Genomic DNA, 13,143 nt, shown 5'->3' with positions numbered 1-13,143 from the left:
AACCGGCCCCTCCGTGCCGTGAGCCCGCTGTGCCGTGAATCCGCCGGGGACGGGGGAGCGCCGAGCCGTGAGCCCGCCGGGCCGGGGAGCGCCAACATGGCCCGCTCCGCCCCGGAAATCCGGGGCATCCGGCCGGTCCTCGGGTACCGTGGCAGGTATGGCGACACGAACTACTTCCGCGCCTAGAGGCAACTCAAGCGGCAGCCCGCGGGGCAAATCAGGCACATCTTCGGCCAAAGGCTCCGGCGCAGCCGCGTCCAAATCCCGCACGCAGGGGACGGCCCGTACCCGGCAGATGGCCGCCGTCGAACCGCACCAGCCCTGGCTGGTCCGCGTCGTCGCGGGCGCCTGGCTCGGCGTCGGGCACGTCCTGGGCGCCGGGATCCGCCGCATCGGCTCCGACGTCAGCGACCTCCACCCCGAGGACCGCCGCGACGGCGCCGCCCTGTTCAACCTGGTCCTCGGCGTCTTCGTGGCCACCTTCGCCTGGTGGGGCTTCCGCGGCTGGTTCCCGGACCTGGTCTACGGCATCGTCAACGGCACCTTCGGCTGGATGACCCTGCTGCTGCCGCTCATGCTGTTCGTCTGCGCCTTCCGGCTCTTCCGCCAGCCGGTGGACGGCCGCGGCAACAACCGCGTCGGCATCGGCTTCCTCATCATGACCTTCGCCGGCTGCGGCCTCGCCCACATCATCGGCGGCCAGCCCGGCGTCGCCGAGGGCTTCGACGGCCTCCGCCGCGCCGGCGGCATGCTCGGCTACCTCGCCGCCGCGCCGCTGGCCACCATCCACCCCGCGGTCCCGGTGGCCCTCTACAGCCTGCTCGCGTTCACTTCCTTGTTGATCGTCACCGCCACGCCGTTCGGCGCCATTCCCTCCCGGATCCGCGGCGCCTACGAACACCTCATGGGCATCGACCTCCGGGACGAACCGGAGACCGACGCCCACGACCGCAGCTACCTCTACGAGAACGACGCCCCCGCGCCGAAGAAGCAGCGCAGGCGGCTCTTCGGCAAGGACCAGGACGCCGCCGACGCCCGCCTCGAGGGCTACGTCGGCGACGAGGCCTTTGAGCACGCCGTCGTCGACGACGAACCCGACGACGCCCACGACGACGGCGGCCGCCGCGGCCGCAAGGCACCCGCCGTCGCGCCCGGCGTGCGCCGGCCCACCCAGGCCGAGATCGCCGTCGAGAAGATCAAGGCCGCCCAGGGCCTGGGCACAGCGGCGGACAGCGCCGCCGCTCCGGAGAACGCCACCGAAGCCATCCCGCAGATCACCCCCGGCATGATTGCCGCCGGGTCCGTCACCCCGGGCGCCGCGGCCGCCGCGGCCAAGGTGCCGGCCAACCCCGTCGCCCCCGTGCCGCAGCCCACCCCGATCCCGCAGCGGACCGAGCAGCTCTCCCTCGCCGGCGACGTCACCTACACGCTGCCGGCCTCGGACTTCCTGACGCCGGGCTCCATCCCCAAGGAGCGCACGGAGGCCAACGACGCCGTCGTCGCCGCCCTGACCGACACCCTGCAGCAGTTCAACGTGGACGCGACCGTGACCGGCTTCAGCCGCGGCCCCACCGTCACCCGGTACGAGATCGAACTCTCGCCCGGCACCAAGGTCGAACGTGTCACCGCCCTGTCCAAGAACATCTCCTACGCGGTGGCCAGCTCCGACGTCCGGATCCTCAGCCCCATCCCGGGCAAGTCCGCGATCGGCATCGAGATCCCCAACACGGACCGCGAGACGGTCTCCCTGGGCGATGTCCTCCGCAGCCAGAACGCCCGCCGCACGGACCACCCGATGGTGATGGGCGTCGGCAAGGACGTCGAGGGCGGCTACGTCGTGGCCAACCTCGCCAAGATGCCGCACCTGCTCGTGGCCGGTGCCACCGGTGCCGGTAAGTCCTCGTTCGTGAACTCGATGATCACCTCGATCCTGATGCGTTCCACCCCGGACGAGGTGCGCATGGTCATGGTCGACCCCAAGCGCGTGGAACTGACTGCCTACGAGGGCGTCCCGCACCTGATCACCCCCATCATCACCAACCCCAAGAAGGCCGCGGAGGCGCTGCAGTGGGTCGTCCGCGAAATGGACGCCCGCTACGACGACCTGGCCAACTACGGCTTCAAGCACATCGACGACTTCAACAAGGCCGTCCGCGCCGGGAAGGTCCACCCGCCCGTGGACTCCAAGCGCGTCATCCGCCCGTACCCGTACCTGCTGGTGATCGTGGACGAGCTCGCCGACCTGATGATGGTCGCCCCGCGCGACGTCGAAGACTCGATCGTGCGCATCACCCAGCTGGCCCGCGCCGCCGGCATCCACCTGGTGCTCGCCACGCAGCGGCCCTCGGTGGACGTCGTCACCGGCCTGATCAAGGCCAACGTCCCGTCCCGGATGGCGTTCGCCACCTCATCGGTCACCGACTCCCGCGTCGTCCTCGACCAGCCCGGCGCGGAGAAGCTGATCGGCCAGGGCGATGCGCTCTTCCTGCCGATGGGCGCCTCCAAGGCCATGCGCGTCCAAGGCGCCTGGGTCACCGAATCCGAGATCCACAAGGTGGTCGAGCACGTCAAGGGCCAGCTGCAGGCCGTCTACCGCGAGGACGTCGCCCCCGAGGCGGAGAAGAAGCAGATCGACGACGACATCGGAGACGACCTGGAGGTGCTGCTGCAGGCCACCGAACTCGTGGTCACCACGCAGTTCGGCTCCACCTCGATGCTGCAGCGCAAGCTCCGCGTCGGCTTCGCGAAGGCCGGCCGGCTCATGGACTTGCTCGAATCCAGGGGAGTGGTGGGACCCTCCGAAGGTTCCAAGGCCCGCGACGTGCTGGTCAAGCCGGACGACCTCGCGGCCGTGCTGGCGGCCATGAAGGGCCAGGACGCCCCGGCCGCGGCCGACTCGCAGACCGCAGCGCTGAGCGATAACGCCAACGCCAACATCGCCCAGGGCGGCTACGCCGAGGACCTGGTGGCGGCGGACCTGGACAATCGGGCCCAGAGCGTCGAATACTACGACGGCGCGGACGGCGGCGAGGACGAGGGCTCCGAGGACGCCTGGTCGCTCACCGGCCGGTAACCGGTGCAGACGGTAGCCTAAGAGAGTGACTAGCGCAGAGAACAACCCGGGGTCCGCCCCGCAGATCTGGAACCTGCCCAACATCCTGACGATGCTGCGGATCGCGCTGGTGCCCTTCTTCATCTGGTGCCTCGTCGCGGACGCCCCCGGCCTGCACGCCGGCAACGGGCCGTGGCGCTGGGCCGCCGTCGCCGTCTTCGCCGTCGCGATCTACACCGACAAGCTCGACGGCGACATCGCCCGCAGCCGCGGCCTGGTCACCGACTTCGGCAAGATCGCTGACCCCATCGCGGACAAGCTGCTGATCGGCTCCGCCCTGGTGATGCTCTCCCTGCTGGGCGAGCTGCCCTGGTGGGTGACCGCCCTGATCCTGATCCGCGAGTGGGGCATCACCGCCCTGCGCTTCTTCGTCATCCGCTACGGAGTGATCCCCGCCTCCCGCGGCGGCAAGCTCAAGACCGTGGTGCAGACCGCCGCGATCTTCCTCTACGTCGTCCCGCTCGCCGCGATCGCCCCGTGGCTGGGCGTGCTCGGCTTCATCGTGATGCTCGCGGCCCTCGCCATCACGGTCTGGACCGGCGCCGAGTACGTCATCGAGGCCATGAAGCTCCGCGCCCGCGGCATCAAGGCACAGCAGCAGAAGATCCAGGAGGGCGCCCCGTGACCGGCCCCCTGCACCCGGAAGCACACCCGAACTTGCACCGCCTTGCCGGCGAAGCCGTGCAGCGGTCCGTGGCCGCCGGGCTGACGGTGGCCACGGCCGAGTCGCTCACCGCCGGCATGGTCGCCGCCGTCCTCGCCGACACCCCCGGCGCCTCCGCGATGCTCCGCGGCGGCGTCGTCGCCTACGCCAACGAGGTCAAGGCAGCGCTGCTGGGCGTCCCTGAGGCCCTCCTCGACACGGCCGGATCGGTCGACGGCGACGTTGCCGCCGCCATGGCCGCGGGCGCCCGCCGCGCGTGCGGCGCCGACGTCGGCGTCTCCACCACCGGCGTCGCCGGCCCCGACGCCCACGACGGCAAGCCCGTGGGCACCGTCTTCATCGGGGTCGCCACGGCGGAGGGAGCGGCGTCCTACCCCTACCGCTTCGAAGGCAGCCGGCAGGAGATCCGGGCGCTCTCCTGCGGCGCCGCACTCGAGCGGCTGCTCGACGCCGTCGGCGGTGCTACCGGCCCGTAAAGTAACGGGGAACAAAACGTGATTTCGAATAGTTGTTACATTGTGTCGCCATCGAAGAAGGGCGGCGCATAGGATGAAGTCACCGAGACGTTCGCACCGAAACGGCGAACCGACCAACGAGGGAGCAAGGCGATACAGATGGTAAAGCAGCCCGTATCCGTTAACGGCGTTGTCCGCTGGAAGGATGTGGGCCTCGCCGATCAGGCTAAGAGCGAACAGAAGGAGCGCAAGATGGTTGTACTTCGTCACGAAATTGGCGATGTCCTGCGCGACGTCCGCCAGCGCCAGGGCCGTACCCTCCGCGAAGTCTCGCACAGTGCCCGAGTATCCCTGGGCTACCTGAGCGAAGTGGAGCGCGGCCAGAAGGAAGCCTCCTCGGAGCTGCTCTCCTCGATCTGCACGGCCCTCGATGTTCCGCTCTCCAGCATGCTCCGCGAGGTCAGCGACCGTGTCGCCGTGGCCGAGGGCGTGGCAGTGCCGGACACCGTTCCGCAGGAATTCTCCCAGCGGTACGGCCGTGACCTGGACACTGAACTGAACGACGAACTGGGAACCGGACTGCTCTCGGGCGCCCGCTAAACCCAGCGTCACCACAAGCATAGAAAAGGTCCCCGGCGGTGTGCCGGGGACCTTTTGCGTGCCCCTGTAGGTCTTTTAGAGCTCTTCGTCGCGCGGGAAGCCGTCCCGTTCGTAACTGGCGTTGAGCCGGGCCATGTACCCGGCGAAGGCCGCCAGGTCTCCGGCGGGCCACTCCGCCAGCCGGTCCCGGAACACCTCGCGCCGGGCGTCCTGCACCAGGTGCATCTTCTCCTCGCCCAAGGCCGTCAGGCTGATCGCCTGCGCCCTGCCGTCCAGCGGGTCCGCGGCCTTGGACACCAGGCCGAGTCCCTCCAGGAACGCCACCTGGCGGCTGACCGACGGCTTGCCCACGCCCAGCCAGGCCGCCAGCTCGGTCAAGCGGATCGGACCCCTCGTCCGGAGCACCGAGAGCAGGCCGTACGCGGCGGGTTCCATGTCCGGGTGCACCTCGCGGGAGAGCCGCTGCGAGACGGAACGGGCGCGCCGCCACAGCAGGCTCAGCTGGTGTTCCACCTCGGCAATGGACTCGTCGGGGGAGGCCGCGCCGGCCCCGGAACCCTGCTCCGGCGTGGTCTCGGCGTGGTCAATGGTGCTCATAGCAACCATTCTAGGGTCCGCACCGGGGTCCCCTTCCGTGAGAGACTTGTGCGGTGCGAATCAGCGACTTCTGGCGGCTCATGGACGACGAGTTCGGTGCCGGCTACTCCCGCGTCCTCAGCAGCTCCCTGGTCCTGGCCGGCGTCGGAGGACGCACCGCGGACCAGGCGCTGAGCGCCGGCATTCCGCCCAAACAGGTGTGGCTGGCCATGTGCGACGTCCAGGACGTGCCCGCGGAGCGCCGGCTGGGCCGCGACATCAAGCCCCGCGACCAAGGCCCGCTGAACTAGGCCCGGCGACGTTGGCCCGCTGACGTTGGTCTGGTGAACCAGGCCCGCCCCGTGGGCGCCCGGCCTCCCGGGGTAGCTGACACGCCGGGGGATTGTTCGAATATCTGTTCGGGTCGGGCTATGCTTTTTTCAGAGCGTTTTCCACATACGCGACGACGGCGGCAACTTTGTCAGTGGCTGCCCCTAACGTCGGTGATGACAGCAACGGCCGTGACGGCCACTCTCCAATGAGAAAGTTTTTGAGGTGTGAATCATGGCCGCAGCCCCGGATCGCCAGAAGGCGCTCGACGCAGCACTCGCCCAGATTGACAAGCAGTTCGGCAAGGGCTCGGTCATGCGCCTGGGCGATGAAGTCCGCGCCCCCATCGAGGTCATTCCCACCGGCTCCATCGCCCTGGATGTCGCCCTTGGCATTGGCGGCCTGCCCCGCGGCCGCGTCGTAGAGATCTACGGCCCCGAATCCTCCGGTAAGACCACCGTGGCGCTGCACGCCGTCGCCAACGCCCAGCGCCAGGGCGGCATCGCGGCCTTCATCGACGCCGAACACGCCCTGGACCCCGAATACGCCGCCAAGCTGGGCGTGGACACGGACGCGCTGCTCGTCTCGCAGCCGGACACCGGTGAGCAGGCCCTGGAAATCATGGACATGCTGGTGGGCTCCGGCTCGCTGGACATCGTCGTGATCGACTCCGTCGCCGCACTGGTGCCCCGCGCCGAAATCGAAGGCGACATGGGCGACAGCCACGTCGGCCTGCAGGCCCGCCTGATGAGCCAGGCCCTGCGTAAGATCACTGGCCGGCTGAGCCAGACCAAGACCACCGCCATCTTCATCAACCAGCTCCGCGAGAAGATCGGTGTCTTCTTCGGCTCCCCGGAAACCACCACCGGTGGTAAGGCGCTGAAGTTCTACGCCTCCATCCGCATCGACGTCCGCCGGATCCAGACCCTCAAGGAGGGCGCGGACTCGGTCGGCAACCGGACCAAGGCCAAGATCGTCAAGAACAAGATGGCCCCGCCCTTCAAGATCGCCGAATTCGACATCATCTACGGCCAGGGCATCTCCCGCGAGGGCGGCATCATCGACATGGGTGTCGAGCACGGCCTGATCAAGAAGTCCGGTTCCTGGTTCACCTACGACGGTGACCAGCTGGGCCAGGGCATGGAGAACTCCCGCCGCTTCCTCCGCGACAACCCGGAGCTGGCAGCGGAGCTCGAGCGCCTGATCAAGGAAAAGCTCGGCGTCGGCGTCAAGGCAGCCGACGCGGAAGAGTCGCCGAAGCTGAAGGCCGTTGACGGGTTCTAAGCCACGGGCTTCTCAGCCACCGGCGCCGGAGCTGGACGCCGACGCGGATCCCGCGTCGGTGGCCCGCACCATCATCTTGCGGCAGCTGACCGGCTCCGCCAAGAGCCGGCACCAGCTCGAGCGCAAACTCGCCGAGCGGAACATCCCCGAGGATGTGGCCGAGGCCGTGCTGGACCGCTTCGAGGCGGTCCGGCTGGTAGACGACGCGGAATTCGCCCGGACGTGGGTCAGGAGCCGCTCGGAGAACCGGAAGCTCGCCAGGGGAGCGCTGCGCCGGGAACTGGCCGAGAAGGGCGTCGCGGAGGACGCGGCGGCCGAGGCGCTCTCCCAGGTGACCGACGAGCAGGAAGACGCGGCCGCCCGCCAACTGGTGGAGCGGAAGCTCCGGTCCCTGCACGGCCTCGAGGACCGGGCGGAACGGGACAAGGCCGTCCGGCGGCTTGCGTCCATGCTCGCCCGGAAGGGTTACCAGCCCGGCCAGGCCTTCCGGATCGTCAACGAGGTCATCGACGCGTCGCTGCAGGATGGCGGCGCGGGTGACGGGCCGCCCTTCGATGATGGAGCCTGGCCCTAAGGCGGCGTTTTCCTCCGGAGCGCGCCGGCCGCGGCAGGTTTCGGTACGTCCGAGGTCCTAGGACGCCGCGCGCACGTCCGTCGCTGGCGCGTCCGTCGGGCGGCCGGCTGCTGACAAGTCGGGCTCGGCATCCCTGACGCCCTCCCACAGCCGGTCCAGGGACATCCCAAGGACCTCGGCCAATGCGGCGATCGTCGGGAAAGCAGGGGTGGCGATCCGGCCGGTCTCGATCTTCCGCAGCGTCTCGGGGGAGGCTCCGGCGGCCAGGGCCACCTCCAGCATCGACCGGTCGCCGCGGGCCTCGCGCAGCAGCGTGCCCAGGCGTTGGCCGCGGCGGACCTCGTCGGGGGAGAGTGGGAGTCTGACCATGACACCCAGTGTACCGGGATAATATGGACGGTATAGTTATTGGATGATCGAGATTCTCAACGCCGCCGAACTGGACCGGGCCCGCGGGTCCGGTGCCCTCGTCGCGGGCATCCTGCAGACCGTCAAGAGCCGCACCACCGTCGGCACCAACCTGCTGGACGTTGACCGCTGGACCAAAGAACTCATCGCCGCGGCCGGCGCCGTATCCTGCTACGTCGACTACGCGCCCTCCTTCGGCCGCGGACCGTTCGGCCACTACATTTGCACGGCCGTGAACGACGCCGTCCTGCACGGACTGCCCCACGACTACCGCCTGGCCGACGGTGACCTGCTCACCCTTGACCTCGCCGTCTCCAGGAACGGCATCGCCGCGGACTCGGCCATCAGCTTCCTCGTCGGCGAAGCGCGCCCCGCCGCGAGCGTCGCGATGATCGAGACCACCGAACGCGCCCTGGCCGCGGGCATTGCGGCGGCGAGACCGGGCGCCCGGATCGGCGACCTCTCGGCCGCCATCGGCGGGGTCCTCACCGCGGCCGGCTACCCGGTCAACACCGAATTCGGCGGCCACGGCATCGGCTCCACCATGCACCAGGACCCGCACGTGCCCAACACCGGCCGGCCCGGCCGCGGCTTCACGCTCAGGCCGGGACTGCTGCTGGCGCTGGAGCCCTGGATCATGGAGGACACGGCCACCCTGGTGACCGACGCCGACGGCTGGACGCTCCGCAGCGCCACCGGCTGCCGGACCGCCCACAGCGAACACACCATCGCCATCACGGAGAGCGGGGCCGAGATCCTCACCCTCGCCCCGCCCGCGTAGTCCGCGCCCCGGGCAGAGCCGGTACCCTTAACGGGTGAGTTTGACCATTCCCTCCCCAGCCGACAGCCCCTCGACGGACGCCGATTCCTCGGCGTCGGACGCGGCGGCCTCCGCGCCCGCCCGCACGTACCAGGTGCGCACCTTCGGGTGCCAGATGAACGTGCACGACTCCGAGCGCATGTCCGGCCTGCTCGAGGCCGCCGGGTACGTTCGCTCCGAGGGTGATCTTGCCGACGTCGTGGTCTTCAACACCTGCGCCGTGCGCGAGAACGCGGACAACAAGCTCTACGGCAACCTCGGCATCCTCCGCCCGGTCAAGGATGCGAACCCGGGCATGCAGATCGCCGTCGGCGGCTGCCTGGCGCAAAAGGACCGAGAGACCATCCTGAAGAAGGCGCCGTGGGTCGACGCGGTGTTCGGCACCCACAATGTCGGCGCCCTGCCGGCCTTGCTGGACCGGGCCCGCCACAACGACGAGGCGCAGCTGGAAATCCTCGAATCCCTCGACGTGTTCCCCTCCACGCTGCCCACCAAGCGCGACTCCGTCTACGCCGGCTGGGTCTCCATCTCCGTCGGCTGCAACAACACCTGCACCTTCTGCATCGTCCCGGCCCTGCGCGGCAAGGAAAAGGACCGCCGCCCCGGCGACATCCTCGCCGAAATCCAGGCCCTCGTGGACGACGGCGCCATCGAGGTCACCCTGCTGGGCCAGAACGTGAACTCCTACGGCGTCGAATTCGGCGACCGTCAAGCCTTCTCCAAGCTGCTGCGCGCCTGTGGGGAGATCCCCGGACTGGAACGCGTCCGGTTCACCAGCCCGCACCCCGCCGCCTTCACCGACGACGTCATCGAGGCGATGGCGGAGACCCCCAACGTCATGCCGCAGCTGCACATGCCCCTGCAGTCCGGCTCGGACAAGGTGCTCAAGGACATGAAGCGCTCCTACCGCTCCACCAAGTTCCTGGGCATCCTCGACAAGGTCCGGGACAAGATCCCGCACGCGGCGATCTCCACCGACATCATCGTCGGCTTCCCGGGGGAGACCGAGGAGGACTTCCAGGCCACCCTGGACGTCGTGGAACGCTCGCGCTTCGCCACCGCCTTCACCTTCCAGTACTCCAAGCGGCCCGGCACCCCCGCCGCCGACCTGCCCGAACAGCTGCCCAAGGCCGTGGTGCAGGAACGCTTCGAACGGCTCACCGCCCTGCAGGACCGGATCGCCGCCGAGGAAAACGCCCGCCAGGTAGGCCGCCGGGTCGAGGTCATGGTCACCGCCCAGCAGGGCCGGAAGGCGGGGGAGACCCACCGCCTCTCGGGCCGCGCGCAGGACCAGCGCCTGGTGCACTTCTCCGTGCCCGACGGCGCCGAGAGCCCCCGCCCCGGCGACCTCGTCACCGTCACGGTCACGGAAGCCGCGTCCTTCCACCTCATCGCTGACCCCGCGTCGCCCGAGGACTACCAGCTGCGCCGCTCCCGCGCCGGCGACGCCTGGGACCGGTCCCAGGCCGACTCCTGCGGCGCACCCGGCCCCGCCGCGGCCGGCGGTGGCAAGACCGGGGTGTCCCTCGGCATGCCCGCGCTGCCCGTGCGCGGCCGCTGACGCCGTGACCGGAGCCGAACTGTCCGCCGCCCCGCCGCCGGTAATCGCCGTCGTCGGCCCCACCGGCTCCGGGAAGTCCGACCTGGCAGTCGACCTCGCATTGGCGCTCGACGGCGAGGTGGTCAACGCGGACGCCATGCAGTTCTACCGCGGCATGGACATCGGCACCGCCAAGATCACTGATGCCGAGCGACGCGGCGTCCCGCACCACCTGCTCGACATCATGGACGTCACCAAGGAGGCCAGCGTCTCGGACTTCCAACGGCAGGCCCGGGAGGCCATTGACGGCATCCACGCCCGCGGGAAACGTGCCATCCTCGCCGGCGGATCCGGGCTCTACGTCCGGGCCGTCCTGGACGTCCTGGACTTCCCCGGCACGGACCCGGCGGTCCGTGCCCGGCTCGAGGCGGAGGAGGCGGCGGAAGGCCTGGCACCGCTGCGGGCCCGCCTGGAGCAGGTGGACCCGGTCTCGGCCGGGCGCCTGGGCGACGCCCGGCGGGTCATCCGTGCCCTCGAGGTGTACGAACTGACCGGCCGGCCCTTCAGCTCCTTCATGCCGGACCGCACCTACCACCGCCCGGCCGTCCAGATCGGCCTCGAGGTGGACCGGGAGCAGTTGCGCGAACGCCTCGCCGCCCGGGTGCACGCCATGGTGGACCGCGGCCTGCTCGAGGAGGTGCGACGGCTGGACGCCGAGGGCCTGCGCCGGGGCAAAACGGCCTCCCGCGCCCTCGGCTACGCCCAGTTCCTGAAGGTCCTCGACGGCGAATCCGACATCGCGCACGCCGCCGAGGACACCATCGCAGCCACCCGGAAGTTCGCCCGCCGCCAGCTCACCTGGTTCCGCGCCGACCCGCGGATCGCCTGGCTCGACTGGCAGGACCCTGACCTCGTGGCGAAGGCAACGCAACTGGCGTTGGTCCCGGCGGGAGGCGGCCCGGTAGCCTTGGACCATGGATGACACTCTCGCCGGAACTGCCGCTTCCACGGCCCACGCCGACACCACAGCACTGTCCGGGCTCGCCTTCTCCAAGGGCCACGGCACCGGCAACGACTTCGTCCTGATCGCGGACCCGCACGGGGCACTGGAAGTGACCGCCGAGCAGGTCGCGGCCCTCTGTGACCGGCACCGCGGCATCGGGGGCGACGGGCTGATCCGCGCGGTCCCCTCCCGGTTCCTGCCCGAGGGCACCGAACTGCTCGCGCAGCACCCGGAGGCGGAGTGGTTCATGGACTACCGCAACGGTGACGGATCGCTGTCGGAAATGTGCGGCAACGGCGTCCGGGTCTTCGTCCACTTCCTGGTCCAGCAGGGCCTCGTGGACCTGCCCGCCGGGGAATCCCTCGTGATCGGCACCCGCGCCGGCATCAAGACCGTCGTCCGCACCGCCTCCGGCTACGCCGTGGACATGGGCCCCTGGGAATTCATCTTCCCCGGCGAGGCCACCGCCCGGGCCATGGACTCCCTCGTCAGCGCCCACGGCCTCGACGTCGCCCGCCCCGCCCTCTCGGTCAGCATGGGCAACCCGCACACCGTCGTCGCCCTCGCCGAGCAGGCAGAACTGGACGCCACCGAACTGTTCGCCGCACCGCGCGTGGACCCGGAGCCGCCGCACGGAACCAACGTCGAGTTTGTCGTCCCCGCCGAGCCGCTGGTCCACGACGGCGTCGGCGCCATCAGCATGCGCGTCCACGAACGCGGAGTGGGCGAGACCCTCTCCTGCGGCACCGGCGCCTGCGCGGCCGCCGTCGCGATCCGGCACTGGGCCGGTCAGGGCGCGCCCGACGCCTGGAACGTCACGGTGCCCGGCGGCGTCGTCGGCGTGAAGTTCTTCGTCGCCCCGGACGGACACGAGCACGTCGAGCTCAGCGGCCCGGCCGTGATCGTCGCTAGCGGGACGCTTTCCTGACCCGAAGGATCCGGAACGACTTCGAGGTGCTCTCCCGGGTCACCGTGAAGCTGCTGTCCAGCTCCGTGCCCAGCCAGCGCTGCAGCGAATCCGAGCCGAGGTTCTTCTGCACCACCAGCCACGCCGACCCGCCCGGCGCCAGCCGCGGCAGCCAGAGCAGCAGCAGGGAATGCAGCTCGTCCTTGCCGATCCGGATGGGCGGGTTGGACCAGATGGTGTCGAAGCGCAGCTCCGGGTCCACCTCGCCGGGGGTGCTGGCCGTGACGTTCTCCAGGCCCAGCAGTGCCGCGTTTTCGTTGGTCAGGGCCACGCAGCGCTCGTTGACGTCCACGGCGTAGACGTGCGCGTGCGGGGCCTTCAGCGCCATCGTCAGCGCGATCGGACCCCAGCCGCAGCCGATGTCCAGCAGGTTTCCCTGCGGGGCCGGGGCAGGGACATCCGCCAGCAGCACCGCGGTGCCCTTGTCGACGCCGTCGGGACTGAAGATTCCGCTGGAGGTCTGCAGCTGCCGCGGCGCGCCGGCCAGTTCCACGGTGAGGGGCTTGCGGGTGAACGGCCCGGCCGGCTGGGCGCTGAAATAGTGTGCAGACTCCATAACGTGCCAGAGTAGTTGGCCGTCCGCGGGCTTGGGAAACCGGAAAGGTGCGCTCTGGTAAACTTGGAGGCATGTTCCTGATCTTCGAATAGCCGGCCACCAGGCACCGGCACGGGCGCCCCGCCTCAGCGGGTGATCCGCCCTCCAGCGACGCAGGCCCCGCCCTCCGCTGGACCCCTCCGGCCGCGGCGACCCGCGGCCTGTTCCGGCACTCATTCCAGCAATGCCGGAAACTCCACGCCTCGAAGATCCCA

The 13,143-nt window shown here is 69.9% G+C and carries 14 protein-coding genes; 11 read left to right on the top strand and 3 right to left on the bottom strand.

Going from position 1 to position 13,143, the window contains the following annotated elements; translation table 11 throughout:
* Positions 1–157 precede the first annotated feature (157 nt).
* The 4 genes from ABC337_RS01780 to ABC337_RS01765 all read left to right on the top strand — a co-directional run bounded on the left by ABC337_RS01780 (position 158) and on the right by ABC337_RS01765 (position 4,831).
* Positions 158–3,073, top strand: coding sequence for an FtsK/SpoIIIE family DNA translocase (locus ABC337_RS01780; protein ID WP_412882607.1), 2,916 nt, complete (start codon positions 158–160; stop codon positions 3,071–3,073).
* Positions 3,074–3,098: 25 nt separating this feature from the next.
* Complete coding sequence (gene pgsA, locus ABC337_RS01775; RefSeq protein ID WP_364137215.1) at positions 3,099–3,737, top strand: CDP-diacylglycerol--glycerol-3-phosphate 3-phosphatidyltransferase; 639 nt, start codon at positions 3,099–3,101, stop codon at positions 3,735–3,737.
* The gene (locus ABC337_RS01770) at positions 3,734–4,252 is read left to right on the top strand and encodes a CinA family protein (protein WP_412882608.1); all 519 of its coding nucleotides are present in this window, start codon (positions 3,734–3,736) and stop codon (positions 4,250–4,252) included. The genes pgsA and ABC337_RS01770 overlap by 4 nt, the downstream gene beginning before the upstream one ends.
* A 138-nt stretch (positions 4,253–4,390) precedes the next feature.
* Positions 4,391–4,831 (top strand): helix-turn-helix domain-containing protein, encoded by a 441-nt coding sequence (locus ABC337_RS01765; RefSeq protein ID WP_412882609.1) that lies wholly within the window; start codon positions 4,391–4,393, stop codon positions 4,829–4,831.
* 75 nt (positions 4,832–4,906) lie between these two features.
* Here ABC337_RS01765 and ABC337_RS01760 read toward each other — a convergent pair whose 3' ends face one another.
* On the bottom strand, positions 4,907–5,437 hold the full coding sequence (locus tag ABC337_RS01760; RefSeq protein ID WP_412882610.1) for a MarR family winged helix-turn-helix transcriptional regulator: 531 nt from the start codon (positions 5,435–5,437) through the stop codon (positions 4,907–4,909).
* Between the two features lie 44 nt (positions 5,438–5,481).
* Here ABC337_RS01760 and ABC337_RS01755 point away from each other — a divergent pair, with 44 nt between their 5' ends.
* From ABC337_RS01755 to ABC337_RS01745, 3 genes are all read left to right on the top strand, one after another.
* On the top strand, positions 5,482–5,718 hold the full coding sequence (locus ABC337_RS01755) for a DUF3046 domain-containing protein (protein ID WP_290258310.1): 237 nt from the start codon (positions 5,482–5,484) through the stop codon (positions 5,716–5,718).
* Positions 5,719–5,971: 253 nt separating this feature from the next.
* Complete coding sequence (gene recA / locus ABC337_RS01750; protein WP_290258309.1) at positions 5,972–7,021, top strand: recombinase RecA; 1,050 nt, start codon at positions 5,972–5,974, stop codon at positions 7,019–7,021.
* A 58-nt stretch (positions 7,022–7,079) separates the two neighbouring features.
* Positions 7,080–7,595, top strand: coding sequence for a regulatory protein RecX (locus tag ABC337_RS01745; RefSeq protein WP_412882611.1), 516 nt, complete (start codon positions 7,080–7,082; stop codon positions 7,593–7,595).
* A gap of 57 nt (positions 7,596–7,652) precedes the next feature.
* Here the strand turns inward: ABC337_RS01745 and ABC337_RS01740 are convergent, their stop codons facing one another.
* The gene (locus ABC337_RS01740) at positions 7,653–7,964 is read right to left on the bottom strand and encodes a helix-turn-helix domain-containing protein (RefSeq protein WP_412882612.1); all 312 of its coding nucleotides are present in this window, start codon (positions 7,962–7,964) and stop codon (positions 7,653–7,655) included.
* Between the two features lie 43 nt (positions 7,965–8,007).
* Here ABC337_RS01740 and map point away from each other — a divergent pair, with 43 nt between their 5' ends.
* Genes map through dapF form a run of 4 tightly spaced genes read left to right on the top strand, consistent with a single transcriptional unit; the run spans position 8,008 to position 12,294 of the window.
* Positions 8,008–8,784, top strand: a complete 777-nt coding sequence (map, locus tag ABC337_RS01735; RefSeq protein ID WP_412882613.1) for a type I methionyl aminopeptidase — start codon at positions 8,008–8,010, stop codon at positions 8,782–8,784.
* A 34-nt stretch (positions 8,785–8,818) separates the two neighbouring features.
* On the top strand, positions 8,819–10,384 hold the full coding sequence (miaB, locus tag ABC337_RS01730) for a tRNA (N6-isopentenyl adenosine(37)-C2)-methylthiotransferase MiaB (RefSeq protein WP_412882614.1): 1,566 nt from the start codon (positions 8,819–8,821) through the stop codon (positions 10,382–10,384).
* A 4-nt stretch (positions 10,385–10,388) separates the two neighbouring features.
* Positions 10,389–11,345: a tRNA (adenosine(37)-N6)-dimethylallyltransferase MiaA gene (gene miaA, locus ABC337_RS01725; protein ID WP_412882615.1), complete on the top strand. Its 957-nt coding sequence runs from the start codon at positions 10,389–10,391 to the stop codon at positions 11,343–11,345.
* Positions 11,338–12,294 carry a diaminopimelate epimerase gene (gene dapF / locus ABC337_RS01720; protein WP_412882616.1) on the top strand — a complete coding sequence of 319 codons (957 nt, stop codon included), beginning with the start codon at positions 11,338–11,340 and terminating at the stop codon, positions 12,292–12,294. The genes miaA and dapF overlap by 8 nt, the downstream gene beginning before the upstream one ends.
* On the opposite strand, the gene ABC337_RS01715 is transcribed toward dapF, so the two are convergent.
* A complete protein-coding gene (locus ABC337_RS01715) occupies positions 12,275–12,889 on the bottom strand; it encodes a class I SAM-dependent methyltransferase (RefSeq protein WP_364137228.1) in 615 nt (204 codons plus the stop codon). The genes dapF and ABC337_RS01715 overlap by 20 nt on opposite strands.
* Between the last annotated feature and the right edge of the window lie 254 nt (positions 12,890–13,143).

Origin of the sequence: Arthrobacter phoenicis (genome assembly GCF_047238215.1) — a bacterium.
Taxonomy (GTDB): domain Bacteria; phylum Actinomycetota; class Actinomycetes; order Actinomycetales; family Micrococcaceae; genus Arthrobacter.
Note: the sequence above shows the minus strand (reverse complement) of the source record. Positions and strands in the feature narration are given on the sequence as shown.

Excerpts from the sequence above, each read along its gene's own strand:
- ABC337_RS01740 (WP_412882612.1), bottom strand. The coding sequence starts at position 7,964 with ATGGTCAGACTCCCACTCTCCCCCGACGAGGTCCGCCGCGGCCAACGC.
- ABC337_RS01780 (WP_412882607.1), top strand. The coding sequence starts at position 158 with ATGGCGACACGAACTACTTCCGCGCCTAGAGGCAACTCAAGCGGCAGC.
- ABC337_RS01715 (WP_364137228.1), bottom strand. The coding sequence starts at position 12,889 with ATGGAGTCTGCACACTATTTCAGCGCCCAGCCGGCCGGGCCGTTCACC.
- ABC337_RS01765 (WP_412882609.1), top strand. The coding sequence starts at position 4,391 with ATGGTAAAGCAGCCCGTATCCGTTAACGGCGTTGTCCGCTGGAAGGAT.
- ABC337_RS01760 (WP_412882610.1), bottom strand. The coding sequence starts at position 5,437 with ATGGTTGCTATGAGCACCATTGACCACGCCGAGACCACGCCGGAGCAG.
- recA (WP_290258309.1), top strand. The coding sequence starts at position 5,972 with ATGGCCGCAGCCCCGGATCGCCAGAAGGCGCTCGACGCAGCACTCGCC.
- map (WP_412882613.1), top strand. The coding sequence starts at position 8,008 with ATGATCGAGATTCTCAACGCCGCCGAACTGGACCGGGCCCGCGGGTCC.
- dapF (WP_412882616.1), top strand. The coding sequence starts at position 11,338 with ATGGATGACACTCTCGCCGGAACTGCCGCTTCCACGGCCCACGCCGAC.